This is a genomic window from Glacieibacterium sp. (assembly GCF_965200405.1).
Classification (GTDB): Bacteria; Pseudomonadota; Alphaproteobacteria; order Sphingomonadales; family Sphingomonadaceae; genus Glacieibacterium.
The window spans coordinates 2706627-2722007 of record NZ_OZ241356.1; the positions used below are offsets into that span (position 1 = coordinate 2706627).

Below are 15381 nucleotides of genomic sequence, written 5' to 3' on the forward strand. Positions count from 1 at the left end.
GCCCGTCAAGACGAGCTGCCGGACGGAGAATAACGTGAGAGGGCGATGGCCGCCGTTGGCCACGCCCTCTCACGCCGGGTTATGGATCAGAAGTTGAACCACAGACGCGCGGTGACGCGGCGGGGATCACCCGGAAAAAGCGAGATGAAGTTGGCTGTGATCGTCTCCTGCTTGGTCAGGTTGGTGACTCCGATCGCCGCGCCCCAGTGACTGCTGTCGTTCTCATAGGTCAGGTTCAGGTCGACATAATCCTCACGTGGCGCAAAGGCGGTGTTGAGCGCGGCCACCGCATAGGACGAGTTGTGCCGGAACGTTCCGGTCAGGCCGACATTGCCGCTGAGCGGTGCCACAGGCACCACGTACGTCGCGCCCGTGGCAATCTGGAATGTCGGCACGCGGAGCGGAAGCGTATTGGTCGTGATCTGCGAGGTCAGCGGCACGCCCGGGGTCAGCACGGTCGACAGATACCTGCCCTTGCCGACCGAACCGTTGGCGAACAAGTTGAACTGCTTCGTCGGCGCGAAGATCGTCTCGAACTCGAAGCCATAGGTCCGCAACTTGCCGGCGTTGCGGGCCAGCTGCGAGATTACCGTCGACGGCGGTACGATGATGCCGGACGTCACCTGCAGGTCTTTGGTGACGGCAAGATAGGCGGTGCCATTGAGCCTGAGCTTGCGGTCGAACAGGTCCGACTTGAAGCCGGTTTCATATGACCAGGTCCGCTCCGGACGGAAGGGCAGCACCTGGAAGGGGACGCTGTTGGTGCCGTTCCATCCGCCCGACTTGAAGCCGTTCGTCGCCGACGCATAAACGATCGTGCTGGGAGTGACGTTGTAGGTTAGGGCGACACGCGGCGTGACGCGGCTCTGCTTCTGCCTGAGCGGAATCCCGGCGGCGAGCACCTGGGCGCTCGAATAGCCGGCCGCGCCGTTGGGGTTGCTAGTGTAGAGCGGGCTGAAGAAACGATCCGATTGGAAGAAGGCGATCTTCTTGAGCTCGTAAGTGTAGCGCGCGCCGGCGGTCAACGTCAGGTCGGGAACGAACTCCCAGTCCGCCTGGGCATAAGCTGCCGCCGTCTCGACCGACTGGCGGAAATGATCGTCGGCACCGTAGGTCAGGCCGTTCGAGGTCGTCTGCGCCAACACGTAGGAAGTGGTTCCGCCCGAGAAAGTCGCAGTCTTGAGCTCGTTGTTTTCCTTGAGGTAGAAGATACCCGCGACATACTTGAGCTTGCCGTCGAAGATGCTGCTCGACCATTTCAGCTCGCCCGAATGCTGATTGTTGTCGATCTTGTCGGCAAGGATGAAGGCCGCGTATTTGTTGACGGTGCTCGAGCTATAATTGTTGATGTAGTCCTGCGCCTGGGTGCGATAGCCGAGGATCGCCTCGAGCGTGCCGCCGTCCGTGTCCCAGCTGATATGCGCCGATCCCGCGTAATTGTCGGTATTGAGGCACAGGCCGTTCTGCGTCTGCATCAGGATGGTGACGGGATCGCCCTTGCAGCTGACCTGACGCATGTTCGTCGCCGCTTCGTAGAAGACCGGCGTCGTCGCGGTGCGGAACTTCGGATCGGCGACGGGCAGCACGCGGACGCCGAAGTAAGTGCCGCGATTGCTGGTATATTCACCGGACAGGTCAATGGTCAGGTTATCGGTCGGCTTCAGGCGGATATCACCGCGGACGCCGTAGCTATTGTCGCCGTTGAGACGCTCACCAGTGGTGATGTTCTTCACGAAACCGTCGTCGGTGACATAAAAGGCCGAGACTTTGGTGAGGATCTTGTCGGTGATCGGTACATCGACGCTCGCCTTGGCGGTAACCCGATTAAACGATCCGCCCGTGACTTCGAACTTACCGCCATAATCTTCGCTCGGCTTGCGCATGATTATGTTTACGGCACCGCCGGTCGTGTTGCGGCCGAACAACGTACCTTGCGGACCACGGAGAACTTCGACGCGCTCGGTGTCGAAGAACGCATAGTTATTGGCGTTCTGCCGCGCCACGTAGATGTCGTCGACATAGGTTCCGACGGGCGGATCAAAGGTCGCGGCCGACTGGGTGTTGCCGAGCCCGCGCAGGAAGTAGCTGTTTGCCGTGGCAAGACCCGCATTATGCTGCGAGATCATCGACGGGACGTATTTGGATACCGAGATCGCGTCTTCGAGATTCAGTAGCTTGATGCTCCGTTCGCTGAACGCGGAGACGGCGATCGGGATAGACTGGGCTTTTTCCGGACGACGCTGTGCCGTCACGATGATGTCCTGGAGGCCGCCCTGGTCCGCTGCCGTGTCGACGGGCGCGCTGGCCGCAGCGCTGGCGGTCGGTGCCGGCGTTGCCGTGCTCTGTGCATATGCAACGGTCGACGTGGCGCCCATGCCTGCGATGATCGCAATGCACGAGGCCCGCATCGATAAATCTATCCTCATCGTTTGCCCTTCCCTTAGAGTTCTTTTGCCGCTCCCAAAGCGACGGACAAACCGGATGCACGCCCGGCCTTTGATCTATTGTTATGTCAATAAGACAATACATTTCCTCAAGGGTGTCAAGCATGTTTCGTCACGATCGCGAGCCGCGAAAAATATCTCCTATGCTATTGCAGAAATGACGCGGTTGGCGGCCCAGCGCGGGTAGGGGCCGAGCAGCAGCAGCAACAGGCTGCCGACGATCAGGCAGCCGACACCGGACAGCAGCACGGCATGGTAATTGCCGGTGCGATCGAAGCTGAAGCCATAGACCACCGGTCCCAGTCCGCCACCGAGTGCGATGACAGCATAGAAACAGCCGTAGATCGCACCGTAGTGCCGCTGCCCGAAGTAGCGATTGATCAAATAGGCGAGCAGGTCGAACTCGAACCCGGCGCCGAAGCCGATCGCCAGGATCGCCAGCAGTGCGCTGGTGGGACTGACGGTCGAGCCTGTCAGCAGCCACGACCCGACGGCCGGCACCATCAGGATGCCGAAAGCGCAAAGCGGAGCCCATATACGATCCAGCAGCCAGCCGCCGATGACGCGCCCGGCGATAACGGCGAGGCCGAAGCTCGCGGTGATGCGCGCGATCTGCGGCAACTCGAAGTGAAATGTCTTGAGAATGTTCTCCATGTTCGGAGTCGGCGCCGTGAGCGCGAAAGCGATCAGCAGGAACGCCGCCGCCAATAGCCAGAAGCGCGGATCGCGAAGCGCTTGGCGGAGCGTCACGCCATATTCTTCGACGATCACGGTTTCGTCGGGCGCCACGTCGATCACGGCAGCGTGGTTTTCCCGGAACAGGCGAAAGACGATCGGCACGCCGATGACGATGGGCAGCATTCCGATGACGACAAACGCCGTCCGCCAGCCATAATTCAGGATGAGCCACGCAGTGAACGGCTTGATAAGGAAGCCGGTGAGCCCGGTGCCTGTGCTGGCAATGCCGAGGGCCAGTCCACGGTTGCGATCGAACCAGCCGTTGACCACGCGCGTCCAGGTCGCCGACAGGGTTCCGGCGCCCAGCACCGACATGACGACCCATTGTCCGTAATAAAGCGTCAGCGAGCCGGTGCTGAAGCCGAGGCTCATGAAGCACAAGCCGAACAACATCAGTGAGACCATCGCGACGTTGCGCGCCCCGTATCGATCGATAACGATGCCGACGCCCGGGCTGATCAGCATCACGACGCCGGACTGGACGGCGATGCTGCCCATCATTGCTGCAAAGCTCCAGCCGAACGCCTGCGACAGCTCGGGCGCGAACATCCCGATCGTATAGAAGGGGATAGGACTAAGTCCGACCGCGACGCCGATCATCGAGGCGAGGACGACGAGCCACCCTTGCGTCGTCTCGCGCGGTTCGATGGTCGATGCGACATCCGCCGTTTGGCTTTTCATAGGATGTGATCCTCAGGTCTGGACAAGCCGGCGACGATGCCGCACCATTCGTCATAAGAGTATGTCAAATGGCGCCGCGCAAGTCCTTTGCACGATAGCCGCGAGGCACTTGCGGGAACGCGATTCTATGGCACCTGAGCCGGCCCCATCGTCCTACGGTACGGTCCATGTTCGCAAGGGCTTCGTCGAGGTCGATGGGCGACTTGTCCACTATCGGTATGCCGGCAACGGACCGACCGCTGTCATGCTGCATGACTCGCCGCGATCGTCGCGCCTGCACTCCGACACGATGACCCGGCTAGCGGCCGACTACCGCGTCTATGCGCTCGACACGCCGGGCTATGGTGCTTCGGCGCCGCTGGATGTCGAGCAACCGACCATCACAGTGTTGGCGGCGGCGCTGGGTCGCACACTGGAAGCGATGGGGCTCGCCTCGGCACCGCTGTACGCGACGCATACTAGTGCGAAGATTGCGCTCGAATATGCGGCCAATTTCGGTAATCCACCGCGGCTGATCCTCGATGGGCTGTCGATCCCCGTCGGGACGCCCGACGTCGCCTTTATCGAGACCTACATGCGGCCGTTCAGGCTCGATGACGCCGGCGGCTATCTGGCAAGCGAGTGGACCCGGATGCGCGACATGCTGCGCTGGTTCCCGTGGTTCACGCAGACGCCGCTCGCCCGGATGCCGGTTGCCGAGCAAAGCGACGCGTGGATCGCCGACTATGTCGTGGATTTCCTGTCGGCCGGCGCTCGCTATTCATCGGCGTACGCGGCGGCAATGTATTACGATCCGATGCCGGCGCTGCGCGCCGTCCGCTGTCCCACCGTCGTCGCGGCGCGGACTGACGATGTACTCCTCTCATCGCTTGAGCGCGTGCCGGCGGGCGACAACGATGCGTTGACGGTTGTGCGCCTCCCCGCGGATGGCGAAGCATGGTTGGCCTGGCTGGCTCGGATGTTCGCCGATGCGCCGCACCTGGGGGAGCAGCCCGCCGCGACCGCTGCGGCCGCGGTCTATGTCGATCTCCCGCACGGTCAAGTGTTGGTCCGCCGTGCCGGACGTGGCTCGCAGCGGCCGCTTCTCATCCTCGACGCGCCAACGACTTTGCACGCATGGGCCTGGCAGGATGCGCTCGGCGGCCGGCCGGTGCTGATCCCTGAACTGCCTGGCTGTGGTGATTCCGATCCACTGCCTGCGCCGTCCATCGATGCGGCGGCCGATGCGCTGGGTGCGATGCTCGAACAGCTTGGGCTTGGTTCGGTCGATGTCCTGGGGCTCGGCTTCGCTACGCCATTGGCAGCGGCTTTCGCCGCGCGACATGCCGACCAAGTGGGACGCGTCGTCCTCGACGGCTGCTTTGCGCTCGACGACAGGGACCGGCACGACGTCGCCGCCGCATTATGCCCCGAAATTGGCTTCGATCGCGCCGGTGGGCACCTCCACCGGATCTGGCACATGCTTCGCGACGCGGAAGCACAATGGCCGTGGTTCGACGGGTCGCCCGCCGCGCAGCGTGCGCTTGCACCGCTGCTCGCGGCGTCAGCGCTTCACCCGTCGCTGCTCGCTATCCTCAAACAACCCGAGCGTTACGGCGACATAGCACGCGCCGCCGTGGAACTGCCCACCACGGCGCGCTATCCTGTTTTCGCGTCACCGGCACTGATCCTCGATCACGCGGACGATCCCGCATATCGTGCCGCTCACCAGATCGCAGCGCTGCTACCGGACGCGCACGTTGCAAGACGCTTTGCCAATATTGCCGACACCTGTGCCGTCGTTTGCGCCTTCCTCGATGATGCGGCGACCCATCGCGTCGAGACATCCCGCGTCGGAGAATACGCGATATGACGCCTGCTTCTCAGACGGCTGCGGCGGCGGATTCCTGGCCTCCGCGGCGCTATGCCTGGTTCGTCGTCGCGTGCCTGACCCTGGCCTATGCGCTGGCAATCCTCGACCGGGTGTCGATCGGTCTCCTCATCACGCCGCTCCAGGCCGCGCTCAAGATCAACGACACGCAGTTCGGCCTGCTGCAGGGCATGGCATTCAGCATCTGCTATTCTGTCCTCGGGTTGCCGCTAGGCATGTTCTGCGATCGGTCGCACCGCGTCTCGGTGCTGGTGGGCGGCCTAGTTTTATGGAGCCTGGCGACGATTGGCTGTTCGTTCGCAACCACCTTCGGCGGCCTGTTCGTGGCGCGCATGCTCGTGGGCGTCGGCGAGGCGGCACTCGTGCCCGTCGCGGTTTCGCTGATTGCCGATTATTTTACGCCGCTCGTCCGGCCCAAAGCCTATGGCGTCTTCGTGACCGGCAGTTCGCTCGGCACCGCGGTAGCCTTCGCGCTTTCCGGCCTGTTCCTGAGCTGGGCCGATCGACTTATCGCCGTCCTGCCGGTTTTCCACGGAATGGCACCGTGGCAGGTCGTCTTTGTCTTGTGCGGCGCGCCGGGCCTGATCCTCGCGCTGATTGTCGTGTTAACGGTCCGCGAGCCTCGCCGGCACGGCGTCGTGTCGGTGGCGCAGGGATTCAGTCTGCGGCCGATAATCGCGCTGTTCCGCGCCCGTCCGCTCGCCTTCGCTTCGCTGATGGTCGGCACGGTGCTCAACCTCGTCTGCGTGTATGCGATCCTGGGCTGGTTTCCAGCGCTGTTCATTCGCGCGCACGGCTGGACGCCCGCCGAGACCGGCTATGCGCTCGGTGCGGTCGGCCTGCCGATCAGTATCTTCGCGGCGGTGAACAGCGGCTGGGTCATCGCGTGGCTGACGCGGCGCGGGCATCGCGACGCGCCGCTTATCACGGCAGCAGCCTGCGGCATCTCGATGGCGGTGTTCGGTACACTTGGCTGCATCGCGCCCTCGGGTTGGCTGGCGCTGGCGTGCTACGGCATCAACGCGCTGTTCGTGAACTGGAACATCTCGTCGGTCTATTCGGGCCTGTCGCTCATCACGCCGAACGCACTGCGCGGGCAGGTCATGGCGCTGCACACGATCTGCTCGGGCCTGATCGCACTGACAGCGGGGAACTTCATCGTCGGCTTCCTCTCCGACACCGTGTTCAGGACGCCGGGCGGCATCTCCTACGCGCTCGGCGTCGTTTTCCTCACCTTTGGGCTCGGCGCGACCATCGTTCTCCTGTCCGGACGCAGGGCGTTTCGCGAAGCGGTACAGGCGCACGGCGAAAGGAACGTCCGATGATGGACAAGCTCTCGCGGATCCTCGGTGCAGAGGGGCTGTTGGTCGATGAGGACAGCCGCCGCCTTTACTCCTCCGACCTGTTCGGTGCCGGCGGGCTGGTTGCAGCGGTCGTCCGCCCGGCTTCGATCGAGGCATTGAGCGCCGCCGTTGCGATGATCGCCGATGCCGGACTGGTGCTCCTGCCTCGTGGTGGCGGACTTACCTATGTGCAGGGCTATGTGGCGCCCGGGGCCGGTGCGATCGCAGTCGACATGCGCCGTATGAACCGGATCCTGGAAATCGACGCGCAGAACATGCTCGTCACCGTCGAAGCCGGCGTCACCTGGATGCAGATCCATGATGCGCTGAAGCCGCTCGGTCTGCGACTACCGTTCTTCGGCACTTTCTCCGGCCGCGGCGCGACCGTGGGCGGGGGGCTTTCCAACGGTGCGTTGTTCCTCGGCACGGCGCGATACGGCACTGCGGCGGAAATCGTGCTGGGCATGCAGATCGTCCTGGCGGATGGCTCGATCCTTCACACCGGCCAGACCGCGATCAGCACCGCCAAGAAGCCGTTCACGCGCAGCTTCGGCCCCGATACGACCGGCCTGTTCACGCACGATGCCGGCGCGCTCGGGATCAAGGGTACCGTCACGCTGCGCATGATCCGCGCGCCTGCCGTTACCGACTATCTGTCGTTCGGCTTTCAGGACCGGGATGCCGCGGTCGAGGCCTTGTGCGAGATTGGCCGGTCGGAGCTGGCCGAAGACTGCTACATGATGGACCCGGACAAGACGCGGCAGGCGCTGGCCCAGCCCAGCGGCCTGATCAGGGATGCGAAGACTCTGGCGAAGGTCGTATTGCAGGAGAAGGGGTTGGCGCGTGGCTTCAAGGCCGGGGCGCAGCTCGCGATGGCGGGTCGAAACTTCATCGAGGCCGGCTGTTATTCGCTCCACATGGTGCTGGCGGGACGGACGCGCGCAGCGGTCGATGGCGATGTAGCGCTGACGCGGGACATCATCGAAAAGGCCGGCGGCAAGGAGCTGTCCAACTCCATCCCCAAGGCCGGGCGCGCCGATCCGTATTCCCCGCTCGATGCGGTACTCGGGCCAACCGGCGATCGCTGGATCGCGCTCAACGCCAAGGTGGCGCATAGCGAGGCAAAGCCACTGGTCGATGCGGTGGAAGACCTCATCGCCCGGCACCAGGCGGCGCTGGATGCCAAGGGGGTCGTCGTCTCGCGGCTGCTGACGGTGATTGGCAACCATGTCTTCAGTTACGAGCCGGTTTTCAACTGGCACGACAGTTGGCTGCCGGTCCATCATGCGTCGGTGAGCGCCACCATGAAGGCGCGCGTCGCCGAACCCGTGCCTGATCTCGACGCCCGCGCGCTCGTCATGCAGGTTCGCGAGGCGATCGTCGCCCTGTTCGCGGCGATGGGCGCGCAATCGAACCAGATCGGGCGGACCTACCGCTACGCCGATATCATGCGCCCCGAATCGCGTGCGCTGTTGGCCGGGATCAAACGGCTGGTCGACCCTGACAATCGCGTCAATCCCGGCGCGCTCGGGCTTGGGAGCTGAACGATGGCACGACCCTATATCGAATTCATCCAAACGCAGAACGTCGATTGGGCGGTCCAGCCCGACGGGACCGAGATCAAGCGCCTCAACGTCGATCCTGACGATGGTGAGGAGACGTATCTCCTCCGCTATCCGGCAGGCTTCGATGCGCCGGACCACGGACCTGAGGATCGCGCCGAGGAGTATCTGGTTCTCGATGGCAGCATCGCGGTCGACGGACGCGAGCAGCGCTATCATTGCTATGGCTTTACTCCGCGTGGCGAAAGCGCGGGCAGCCGCAGGATGCGTGACGGCGCGACGCTGATCGTTTTTCGCTACGGTCGCCACGATCCGAACAGCGCGACCGGCATGACCGACGCGATCGCGCTCGACCCCGTCTCCATCCCTTGGGACATGAGCCCCAGCGTGGCGCATATCGCGCACCTCCGCCTGGCGCGCAAAGTGCTGCGTCTGGGTCCGAATGACAGTTCGCGGACATTCCTGCTGATCGGGCTGCCGCACGGCGTCCCAGCGCAGGCTGAAATGCCGGCGGAGATCCACGATCATTTCGAGGAAATGTTCATGCTGCAGGGCCAGATGTGGACACCGGAGGGGCTGATCCGGCCCGGTGCCTATTTCTATCGGCCACCGGAGATCATTCACGGGCCGCACGTTTCGGAAGCGGGCTTCTTCCAGATCATGCGGGCCGGCGCCAATTATGTACGGACCAAATGGACCCACCCGATGCCGCTGCCGATCGGGCAGAGCTATGCGCCGAAGATCCCCTCCGGTACGCCCGAGAGCTGGGTGCGCGAGTGGAGCGGCACCGCGCCTTACTGAACGATATTCGACGAGAAAGGGGAGGGCGGCTTGTACCGCCACCCTCCCCATTAGTAAGCGTCAGACCCGCTTCAGTTCGACCAGCTCGTACCAGGTCATCATATAGCCATCGACGCCGCCCTTGAGGAAAATGGCGTCATCGTCCGCCGTCACCCACACGTCATAGTTCGGGTGGCCGCCCGCCATCGATGCGTCGGGATCGGTGAAGGTGAAGTGCGATGCCTCGAAGGTGCCTGCTCCCACCGTCACCGTCTCGTCACCGATATAGGCAAGCCTGAGGCTCGTTTCGGCGATCAAGGGTGGCGTGGCGCCGCGATGGTCGGTCGAGGGGAGGAACGTGCGGAACTTGCGCCCGTGTGGCCCCTTCGATTTGTCGATCTTCTTGGTGATGTAGGCGTCCCCGGAAATGGGGTGCGTGCCGAAACCGTCGAAATCGCCACCGAACGGGACTTTCTGCGAGACGCGCCCAATCGTCGGGCCAAAGCTCTCGCATTCGACATGGCCATCGGCAACCCGGAACAGGCCCGCTCCCATGAACACATCGCCGACCGTGAGGCGCACGAAGCAGTCAGTGGGCATGTCGTCGGCATCGAGGCTGTAGACGATGTCGCGCAAGACGGTCGGAGCGGGTTCGTCGATCTCGCACAGCGCGCGCAAGGTGCGGCTGCCGTCGGTGTGCTTGGTGTAAGTGAAGAACTCGCGCCCACGCTCCTCGCCTTCGCGGCCGGGCTTGCGGGAAGTATAAAGAATTTTTCCTGAAATGGTTTTGTGCTTCATCATGGGCGGGTGCTCCGGATTCGAGTGCTAGAGATGGTCGGCAAGAAATTCGCGGATCGCCGCGGCGCGCTTTGCGGCGAAGTCTTGCGCGTCGAAGCGCGGCAGCCGCACGTACCCGCTGCCCGGAAGCAGGCTGGCCAGCGCCTCGGTGCTGGCCAGCAGCGGATCGTTCTCGGCCGCCGTCAGCAGTATCGGGCGCGTGATGAGTGGCAGGCGCTCGCCCGCATCCCACTTGAATGCAGCACGATAATTGAAGTGATAGGTTTCGCTCGCCTTCAAGACTTCAAGCAGCAAGGCACGCATGTCGGCGGCAGAGCCCAAGCCGTTATCGCGGCGACCGCTGCGAGTGCGATCGTACCAGGGATAGAAGAGATATTGGTCGCGGCAGAACTGAAAGATGCGCGTCAAATACATGCCGTCCTGATCGGGCGGGAAAGGAAAGGCATATCTGGCGAGAATCTCCTCGAGTTCCGCCGGAGTCAGGACGCTGACGCCATCCAGCACCACTGCATTGATCCGGTCAGGAGCGAGGATAGCGAGCTCGGACGCGATCGCCGCGCCGGTGTGCGAGCCGTAGAGATCGACCTTCTCGACCTGCAGAGCATCGAGGAACTTCGTCATCGCGATAGCGAGGTCGACGATCGTCGGCTCGCGGTCGAACAGCGGCTCACTGTCGCCATTTCCGGGGGTATCGGGCGCGAGGACACGATGGCTTTTCGCAAACTCGCCGATCAACCCCAGCATCTGGCGCGAACTGCCGGGCGAAGCGTGGAGCGTGAGCAACGGCGCGCCCTCGCCGGCATGGCGGTAGTGCATCTGGCCATGGGGCAGGTCCGCGAAGCCTCGCTTGATCGTCGTCATGGATGTCCTTGCTTCTAGCCTATATTCGCTCAGGCGACGGGCTCGCCTTCGATGATCTCGAGGAGTGCGCCTTCGGGGGTCTTGAGGACGCCGGTACGACGGCCGCCGTAGAGCACGCCCTCGCGCACGACCGGGGGTGAGGCCCAATGTCCCTCCAGCCGCGCGAAATCCGGGTGCATCATCGTGACGATCGAGACACCGGGCGGCAGCACACCGGGGTGGGCAGAGCGCGGCGTGACGCTGACCGGATACTGGTCGAGCTCGAGGAAGGTCTGGCCTTTCCAGCGCACGATGCAGAGCGGCGTCTTCTCCTCGGCGTCGAGGCCAAAGGCGAGCTGGATCATCGAATAACGGATCGAGACCGGCTCGGTAACGTCGAGGCCAAGCACGTCTTTCGTCCAGGCGATCGTCGCGTCGAGGTCCGGGCACGCGAGGACGAGGATGAACGGCCGATCCACCAGCGAGGCCGGAACTGGCAGGCCGCTGGCAGGGTCATCGGTCTTGATCTCGGTCAAGTAGACGGTCTCCTGATCCGGGCCGCGAACCTGCATGGGCTTTACGGTCGGAAAGCCGTCGAGCGGCTTGGGCGGGCCGATGATCTCGAAATCCCTGGACGCCATCATGCGCTGGTTGACGATCTCGACGTCCTGCACGCAGATTTCGATGGCCGCCCAGCCACTGGTTTTGATCGGCCGATAGTCGGGAACAGGATCGCCCTCGATGAAGCGGAGGAAGACCGGCGTGCGGGATGCCGGCTGCATTACCGCGAAAGCGCGGCCTGCGCTGGCGGGGGCAGACCATGAGGCGGCAAGGTCATCGGTGAGGTGGCCTTGCTCGACCAGCTCGTAGTCCAGCTCGCGAGCGTATCGTGCGACGGCTGCCGCGACATCGCTCACCACGTGCGTTGCGCATTTCAGAAGCGTCACGCTTGCCCCTTCTCGCCGGTGTCCCTAGTCCATTTTCATTTGATATAAGAATAATACATATTGCAAGCGCCTTCGCACCTGGTGGGGATCAATTCTGAAGATATGCCCAGGGCCGTCGCCGTGCATCGGCAGCACGAAACGCGGTAATCTCCGACTGCCTCTTGCGGGTGAGCTCGATGGCGTCGAGGCCCTCCATCAACATCACGCGCGGCTCGTCGTCCAACACGAACGTCCAGCGCTGCCCCGCCGCCGATACCGTCATCGCTTCAAGGTCGACGGCAATCTGCGCGCCCTCGGCGGCGAGCTCCGCGAGAGCAACGCAGACATCGCGGGGGAGCACGACCGGCGCAATGCCGTTGCGCACGCAATTGGCTTGGAAGATCGGGCTGAACGACGGCGCGATGATGACGTGAAAACCGAATTCCGCGAGCGCCCACACGGCGTGTTCACGACTGGAGCCGCAACCGAAGTTCGCGCCCGTGACGAGGATCGCGGCACCTGCGAAACGCGGATCGTTGAGGACAAAGGCCGGATCGGGCTGCTTGCCGCTCGCCGCCAAATAGCGCCAGCCGGCGAACAGGCCATCCGCAAGCCCGGTCTTCGACACCGACTTGATCTCGCGCGAGGGGATAATCGCATCGGTGTCGATGTTGTCGCGCATCAGGGGCGCAGCAATGCTCTCGAGATGGACGAGCGGCGTCACGGCAGCGGATCCAGGTACCGCGGGTCGGCGATCGCGCCGGCAATCGCCGATGCTGCGACTGTCTCCGGCGATGCGATATGGGTGCGCGTCCCCGGACCCTGGCGGCTCTCGAAGTTGCGGTTGGTCGAGCTGACGACGCGCTGCTTTGCGCCGAAGCTCTCGCCGCCCGCGAAGAAGCACATCGAGCAGCCCGCTTCCCGCCATTCGAAGCCAGCTTTGCGGAAGATCGCGTCGAGCCCTTCGGCCTCCGCATCCCGTTTCACTTTAGTCGAGCCCGGCACGCAGATTGCGCGGACGCCGGGTGCAACCTGGCGACCCTTGAGGATCGCAGCCGCGCGGCGCAGGTCCGAGATGCGGCTGTTCGTGCAGGAACCGATGAAGGCAGCATCGACCGGCAGTCCGCCAAGGCTGCTGCCGGGTGCCACATCCATATAGGCAAGTGCGCGGTCGTAGTCGGCGCGGCCGATGGTGCCGTCCAGGACCTCGAACACCGGGACAGTCTGGTCGAGCGGCACGCTATGCTGCGGGCTGGTGCCCCAGGTGATCATCGGCGCCACCTCGGAAGCGTCGAAACGATGCTCCGCTGCGAACAGCGCGCCGTCTTGGGTGGCGAGCGTCCGCCAGTGCGCAACGGCCGCGTCCCACATCGGGGCCTTCGGAGCATAGGGGCGTCCCTCCAGGTAGGCGAAGGTCGTTTCGTCAGGCGCGATGATCGCACCGAAGGCGGCAAGCTCGGTAGCCATGTTGCAGAGGGTCATGCGCCCCTCCATGTCGAGCATCCGCACAGTCGTGCCGGCAAATTCGACGATGTGCCGCTTCGCGCCGCCGGAGCCCAGATGGCGGATGATGTGGAGCGCCAGGTCCTTGGCGGTGACGCCCGTTCCGAGCCGGCCCTCGATGGTGATGCGCATGTCGTCCGGGCGCTCGACCCGCAACGTCATCGTCGCCAGCGCATGTTCCGCCTCGGTCGAGCCGATGCCCCAGGCGAGCGCGCCGAACGCGCCCTGCGTGCAGGTATGGCTATCCGGGCAGGCGAGCGTCAGGCCGGGAAGCACAATGCCCTGCTCGGGCGAAATGACGTGGACGATACCCTGGCGCGGATCGTGAAGGTCAAACAGAGTGATGCCGTGCTTGCGTGTCCCCTCGCGCAAAGTCGTCAGGAAGGCCTTGCCCGCGGGCATCAGCGTATCGTCGCTGCGCCCCGGAAAAGTATCGACGATGTGATCCATCGTGGCGAAGACCTGCGCCGGCGCGGCAACCGTGCGGTTCGCCGCATCTAGGCTCATCAGCGCCACGCCGCCTGTCCGCTCGTGCAGGAGGAGCCGGTCGACCGCGAGCAGGTCCGTTTCCCCGTCAAGGACTGCGATGACATGCGCATCCCAGATCAGGCCCGCCAAAGTGCTGGGCCGCCGGTCCGCTGCATCATTGGCGACCGAGGTCATGACGCGCGCTTGTGCTCTGCTTCGCGGGTCTGGAGGGCAGGCGCGACCGCCGTCGATGCGATCGCATGGCTTCGCAGGAGGCCGGTGACCTCGGCATCGGTGAAGCCGAAGTCGCGCAGTACCGCCTCGCTGTCGCCTCCCGGGTGGGGAAGGTCGCGACGCACGCCCGGGATCGCGCCGTTTATCTCGAGCGGCAGCGCCGGAAGTCGGATAGGCCGCCCGTCGTTCAGCGTCAGGTCGAGTAGCGCGCCATTCGCGTTGAGATGCGGATCGTCGAACAGATCCTCCGGTCGGGCGATTGGTGCGAAGGCGACCTCCGCAGCTTCCAGTCGATCGAGCAGCGCCGCGCGGCTGTGCGCTGCCATGACCGCGCGAACCGCAGGCACGATGATGTCACGCGCCAACACGCGTTCGTTATTGGTGGCGAAACGCGGATCGCTGCCGATCGGGCCAAGGTCAAAAGCCTTAACGAAGCTCTGCCACTGCGAATCGCTGACCACGCCGACGAACAGCAATTCGGCTGGATCGGCGGTTTCGAAAACGTCATAGATTGCCCAGGCCGAGATCCGCTCGGGCATCGGCCGCGCGGCCTGGCCGGTCACTGCCATCTGCGCCATATGCTGGCCGACCATGAACGCGGTCGTCTCGAACAGCGACGACTGGACCATGGCGCCGTCGCCACTGTGGGTGCGGGCGAGCAGCGCGGCCAGAATGCCGATCGCGCCGAACATGCCGCCCGCGATGTCGATGACTGATGCGCCGGCGCGCAGCGGCCGTCCGGAGGGACCGGTCATATAGGCAAGCCCGCCCATCATCTGCGCGACCTCGTCGAGTGCCGAACGGTGGCCGTATGGTCCGGTCAGAAACCCCCGCGTCGAGCAGTAGACGAGGCCGGGATTACTCGTCTTGAAGGCGTCCGGGCCGAGGCCCAGCTTCTCGAGTGCTCCCGGCCGGAAATTCTCGATCAGCACGTCGACGCCGTTGATGAGGCGGGTCGCCACCGCCAGCCCGTCGGGACTTTTCAGATCGATGCAGATGCTGCGCTTGTTGCGATTGAACATCGGGAAATAGCCCGATCCGGAACCCAGCAGGCGGCGTGTATGATCGCCACCGATCGGCTCGACCTTGACGACATCGGCGCCGAGATCGCCGAGAATGGTGCCGGTCGACGGCCCCATTACCATGTGACTGAACTCGACAACCTTGATCCCCGCGAGGGGTAGTTTGCCCACT

General features: G+C 64.0%; 12 protein-coding genes. 4 read left to right on the forward strand and 8 right to left on the reverse strand.

The window, feature by feature from the left end:
* Positions 1-86: 86 nt before the first annotated feature.
* Both ACOFKW_RS12615 and ACOFKW_RS12620 read right to left on the reverse strand, forming a co-directional pair.
* A complete protein-coding gene (locus ACOFKW_RS12615) occupies positions 87-2375 on the reverse strand; it encodes a TonB-dependent receptor (protein ID WP_419814503.1) in 2289 nt (762 codons plus the stop codon).
* Between the two features lie 210 nt (positions 2376-2585).
* Complete coding sequence (locus ACOFKW_RS12620; RefSeq protein ID WP_419814504.1) at positions 2586-3863, reverse strand: MFS transporter; 1278 nt, start codon at positions 3861-3863, stop codon at positions 2586-2588.
* Between the two features lie 244 nt (positions 3864-4107).
* Here ACOFKW_RS12620 and ACOFKW_RS12625 point away from each other — a divergent pair, with 244 nt between their 5' ends.
* Genes ACOFKW_RS12625 through ACOFKW_RS12640 form a run of 4 tightly spaced genes read left to right on the forward strand, consistent with a single transcriptional unit; the run spans position 4108 to position 9439 of the window.
* Positions 4108-5715, forward strand: a complete 1608-nt coding sequence (locus ACOFKW_RS12625) for an alpha/beta fold hydrolase (RefSeq protein WP_419814505.1) — start codon at positions 4108-4110, stop codon at positions 5713-5715.
* A complete protein-coding gene (locus ACOFKW_RS12630; protein ID WP_419814506.1) occupies positions 5712-7058 on the forward strand; it encodes an MFS transporter in 1347 nt (448 codons plus the stop codon). The genes ACOFKW_RS12625 and ACOFKW_RS12630 overlap by 4 nt, the downstream gene beginning before the upstream one ends.
* Positions 7055-8620 carry an FAD-binding oxidoreductase gene (locus tag ACOFKW_RS12635; RefSeq protein ID WP_419814507.1) on the forward strand — a complete coding sequence of 522 codons (1566 nt, stop codon included), beginning with the start codon at positions 7055-7057 and terminating at the stop codon, positions 8618-8620. Before ACOFKW_RS12630 ends, ACOFKW_RS12635 begins: the two co-directional genes overlap by 4 nt.
* A gap of 3 nt (positions 8621-8623) precedes the next feature.
* On the forward strand, positions 8624-9439 hold the full coding sequence (locus ACOFKW_RS12640) for a cupin domain-containing protein (RefSeq protein WP_419814508.1): 816 nt from the start codon (positions 8624-8626) through the stop codon (positions 9437-9439).
* Between the two features lie 60 nt (positions 9440-9499).
* On the opposite strand, the gene ACOFKW_RS12645 is transcribed toward ACOFKW_RS12640, so the two are convergent.
* The 6 genes from ACOFKW_RS12645 to ACOFKW_RS12670 form a co-directional block, all read right to left on the reverse strand.
* Positions 9500-10219 (reverse strand): hypothetical protein, encoded by a 720-nt coding sequence (locus ACOFKW_RS12645; protein ID WP_419814509.1) that lies wholly within the window; start codon positions 10217-10219, stop codon positions 9500-9502.
* Between the two features lie 24 nt (positions 10220-10243).
* The gene (locus ACOFKW_RS12650) at positions 10244-11077 is read right to left on the reverse strand and encodes an alpha/beta fold hydrolase (protein WP_419814510.1); all 834 of its coding nucleotides are present in this window, start codon (positions 11075-11077) and stop codon (positions 10244-10246) included.
* A 29-nt stretch (positions 11078-11106) separates the two neighbouring features.
* Positions 11107-12003: a VOC family protein gene (locus ACOFKW_RS12655; protein ID WP_419814511.1), complete on the reverse strand. Its 897-nt coding sequence runs from the start codon at positions 12001-12003 to the stop codon at positions 11107-11109.
* A gap of 88 nt (positions 12004-12091) precedes the next feature.
* A complete protein-coding gene (leuD, locus tag ACOFKW_RS12660) occupies positions 12092-12706 on the reverse strand; it encodes a 3-isopropylmalate dehydratase small subunit (protein ID WP_419814512.1) in 615 nt (204 codons plus the stop codon).
* Positions 12703-14148 carry a 3-isopropylmalate dehydratase large subunit gene (locus tag ACOFKW_RS12665; protein ID WP_419814513.1) on the reverse strand — a complete coding sequence of 482 codons (1446 nt, stop codon included), beginning with the start codon at positions 14146-14148 and terminating at the stop codon, positions 12703-12705. Before ACOFKW_RS12665 ends, leuD begins: the two co-directional genes overlap by 4 nt.
* A complete protein-coding gene (locus tag ACOFKW_RS12670; protein WP_419814514.1) occupies positions 14145-15380 on the reverse strand; it encodes a CaiB/BaiF CoA transferase family protein in 1236 nt (411 codons plus the stop codon). Before ACOFKW_RS12670 ends, ACOFKW_RS12665 begins: the two co-directional genes overlap by 4 nt.
* Position 15381: the final 1 nt, after the last annotated feature.

Bases quoted from the DNA above. Each gene is read 5' to 3' on its own strand.
- ACOFKW_RS12615 (WP_419814503.1), bottom strand. From the start codon at position 2,375: ATGGGCGCCACGTCGACCGTTGCATATGCACAGAGCACGGCAACGCCG.
- ACOFKW_RS12620 (WP_419814504.1), bottom strand. From the start codon at position 3,863: ATGAAAAGCCAAACGGCGGATGTCGCATCGACCATCGAACCGCGCGAG.
- ACOFKW_RS12625 (WP_419814505.1), top strand. From the start codon at position 4,108: ATGCTGCATGACTCGCCGCGATCGTCGCGCCTGCACTCCGACACGATG.
- ACOFKW_RS12630 (WP_419814506.1), top strand. From the start codon at position 5,712: ATGACGCCTGCTTCTCAGACGGCTGCGGCGGCGGATTCCTGGCCTCCG.
- ACOFKW_RS12635 (WP_419814507.1), top strand. From the start codon at position 7,055: ATGATGGACAAGCTCTCGCGGATCCTCGGTGCAGAGGGGCTGTTGGTC.
- ACOFKW_RS12640 (WP_419814508.1), top strand. From the start codon at position 8,624: ATGGCACGACCCTATATCGAATTCATCCAAACGCAGAACGTCGATTGG.
- ACOFKW_RS12645 (WP_419814509.1), bottom strand. From the start codon at position 10,219: ATGATGAAGCACAAAACCATTTCAGGAAAAATTCTTTATACTTCCCGC.
- ACOFKW_RS12650 (WP_419814510.1), bottom strand. From the start codon at position 11,077: ATGACGACGATCAAGCGAGGCTTCGCGGACCTGCCCCATGGCCAGATG.
- ACOFKW_RS12665 (WP_419814513.1), bottom strand. From the start codon at position 14,148: ATGACCTCGGTCGCCAATGATGCAGCGGACCGGCGGCCCAGCACTTTG.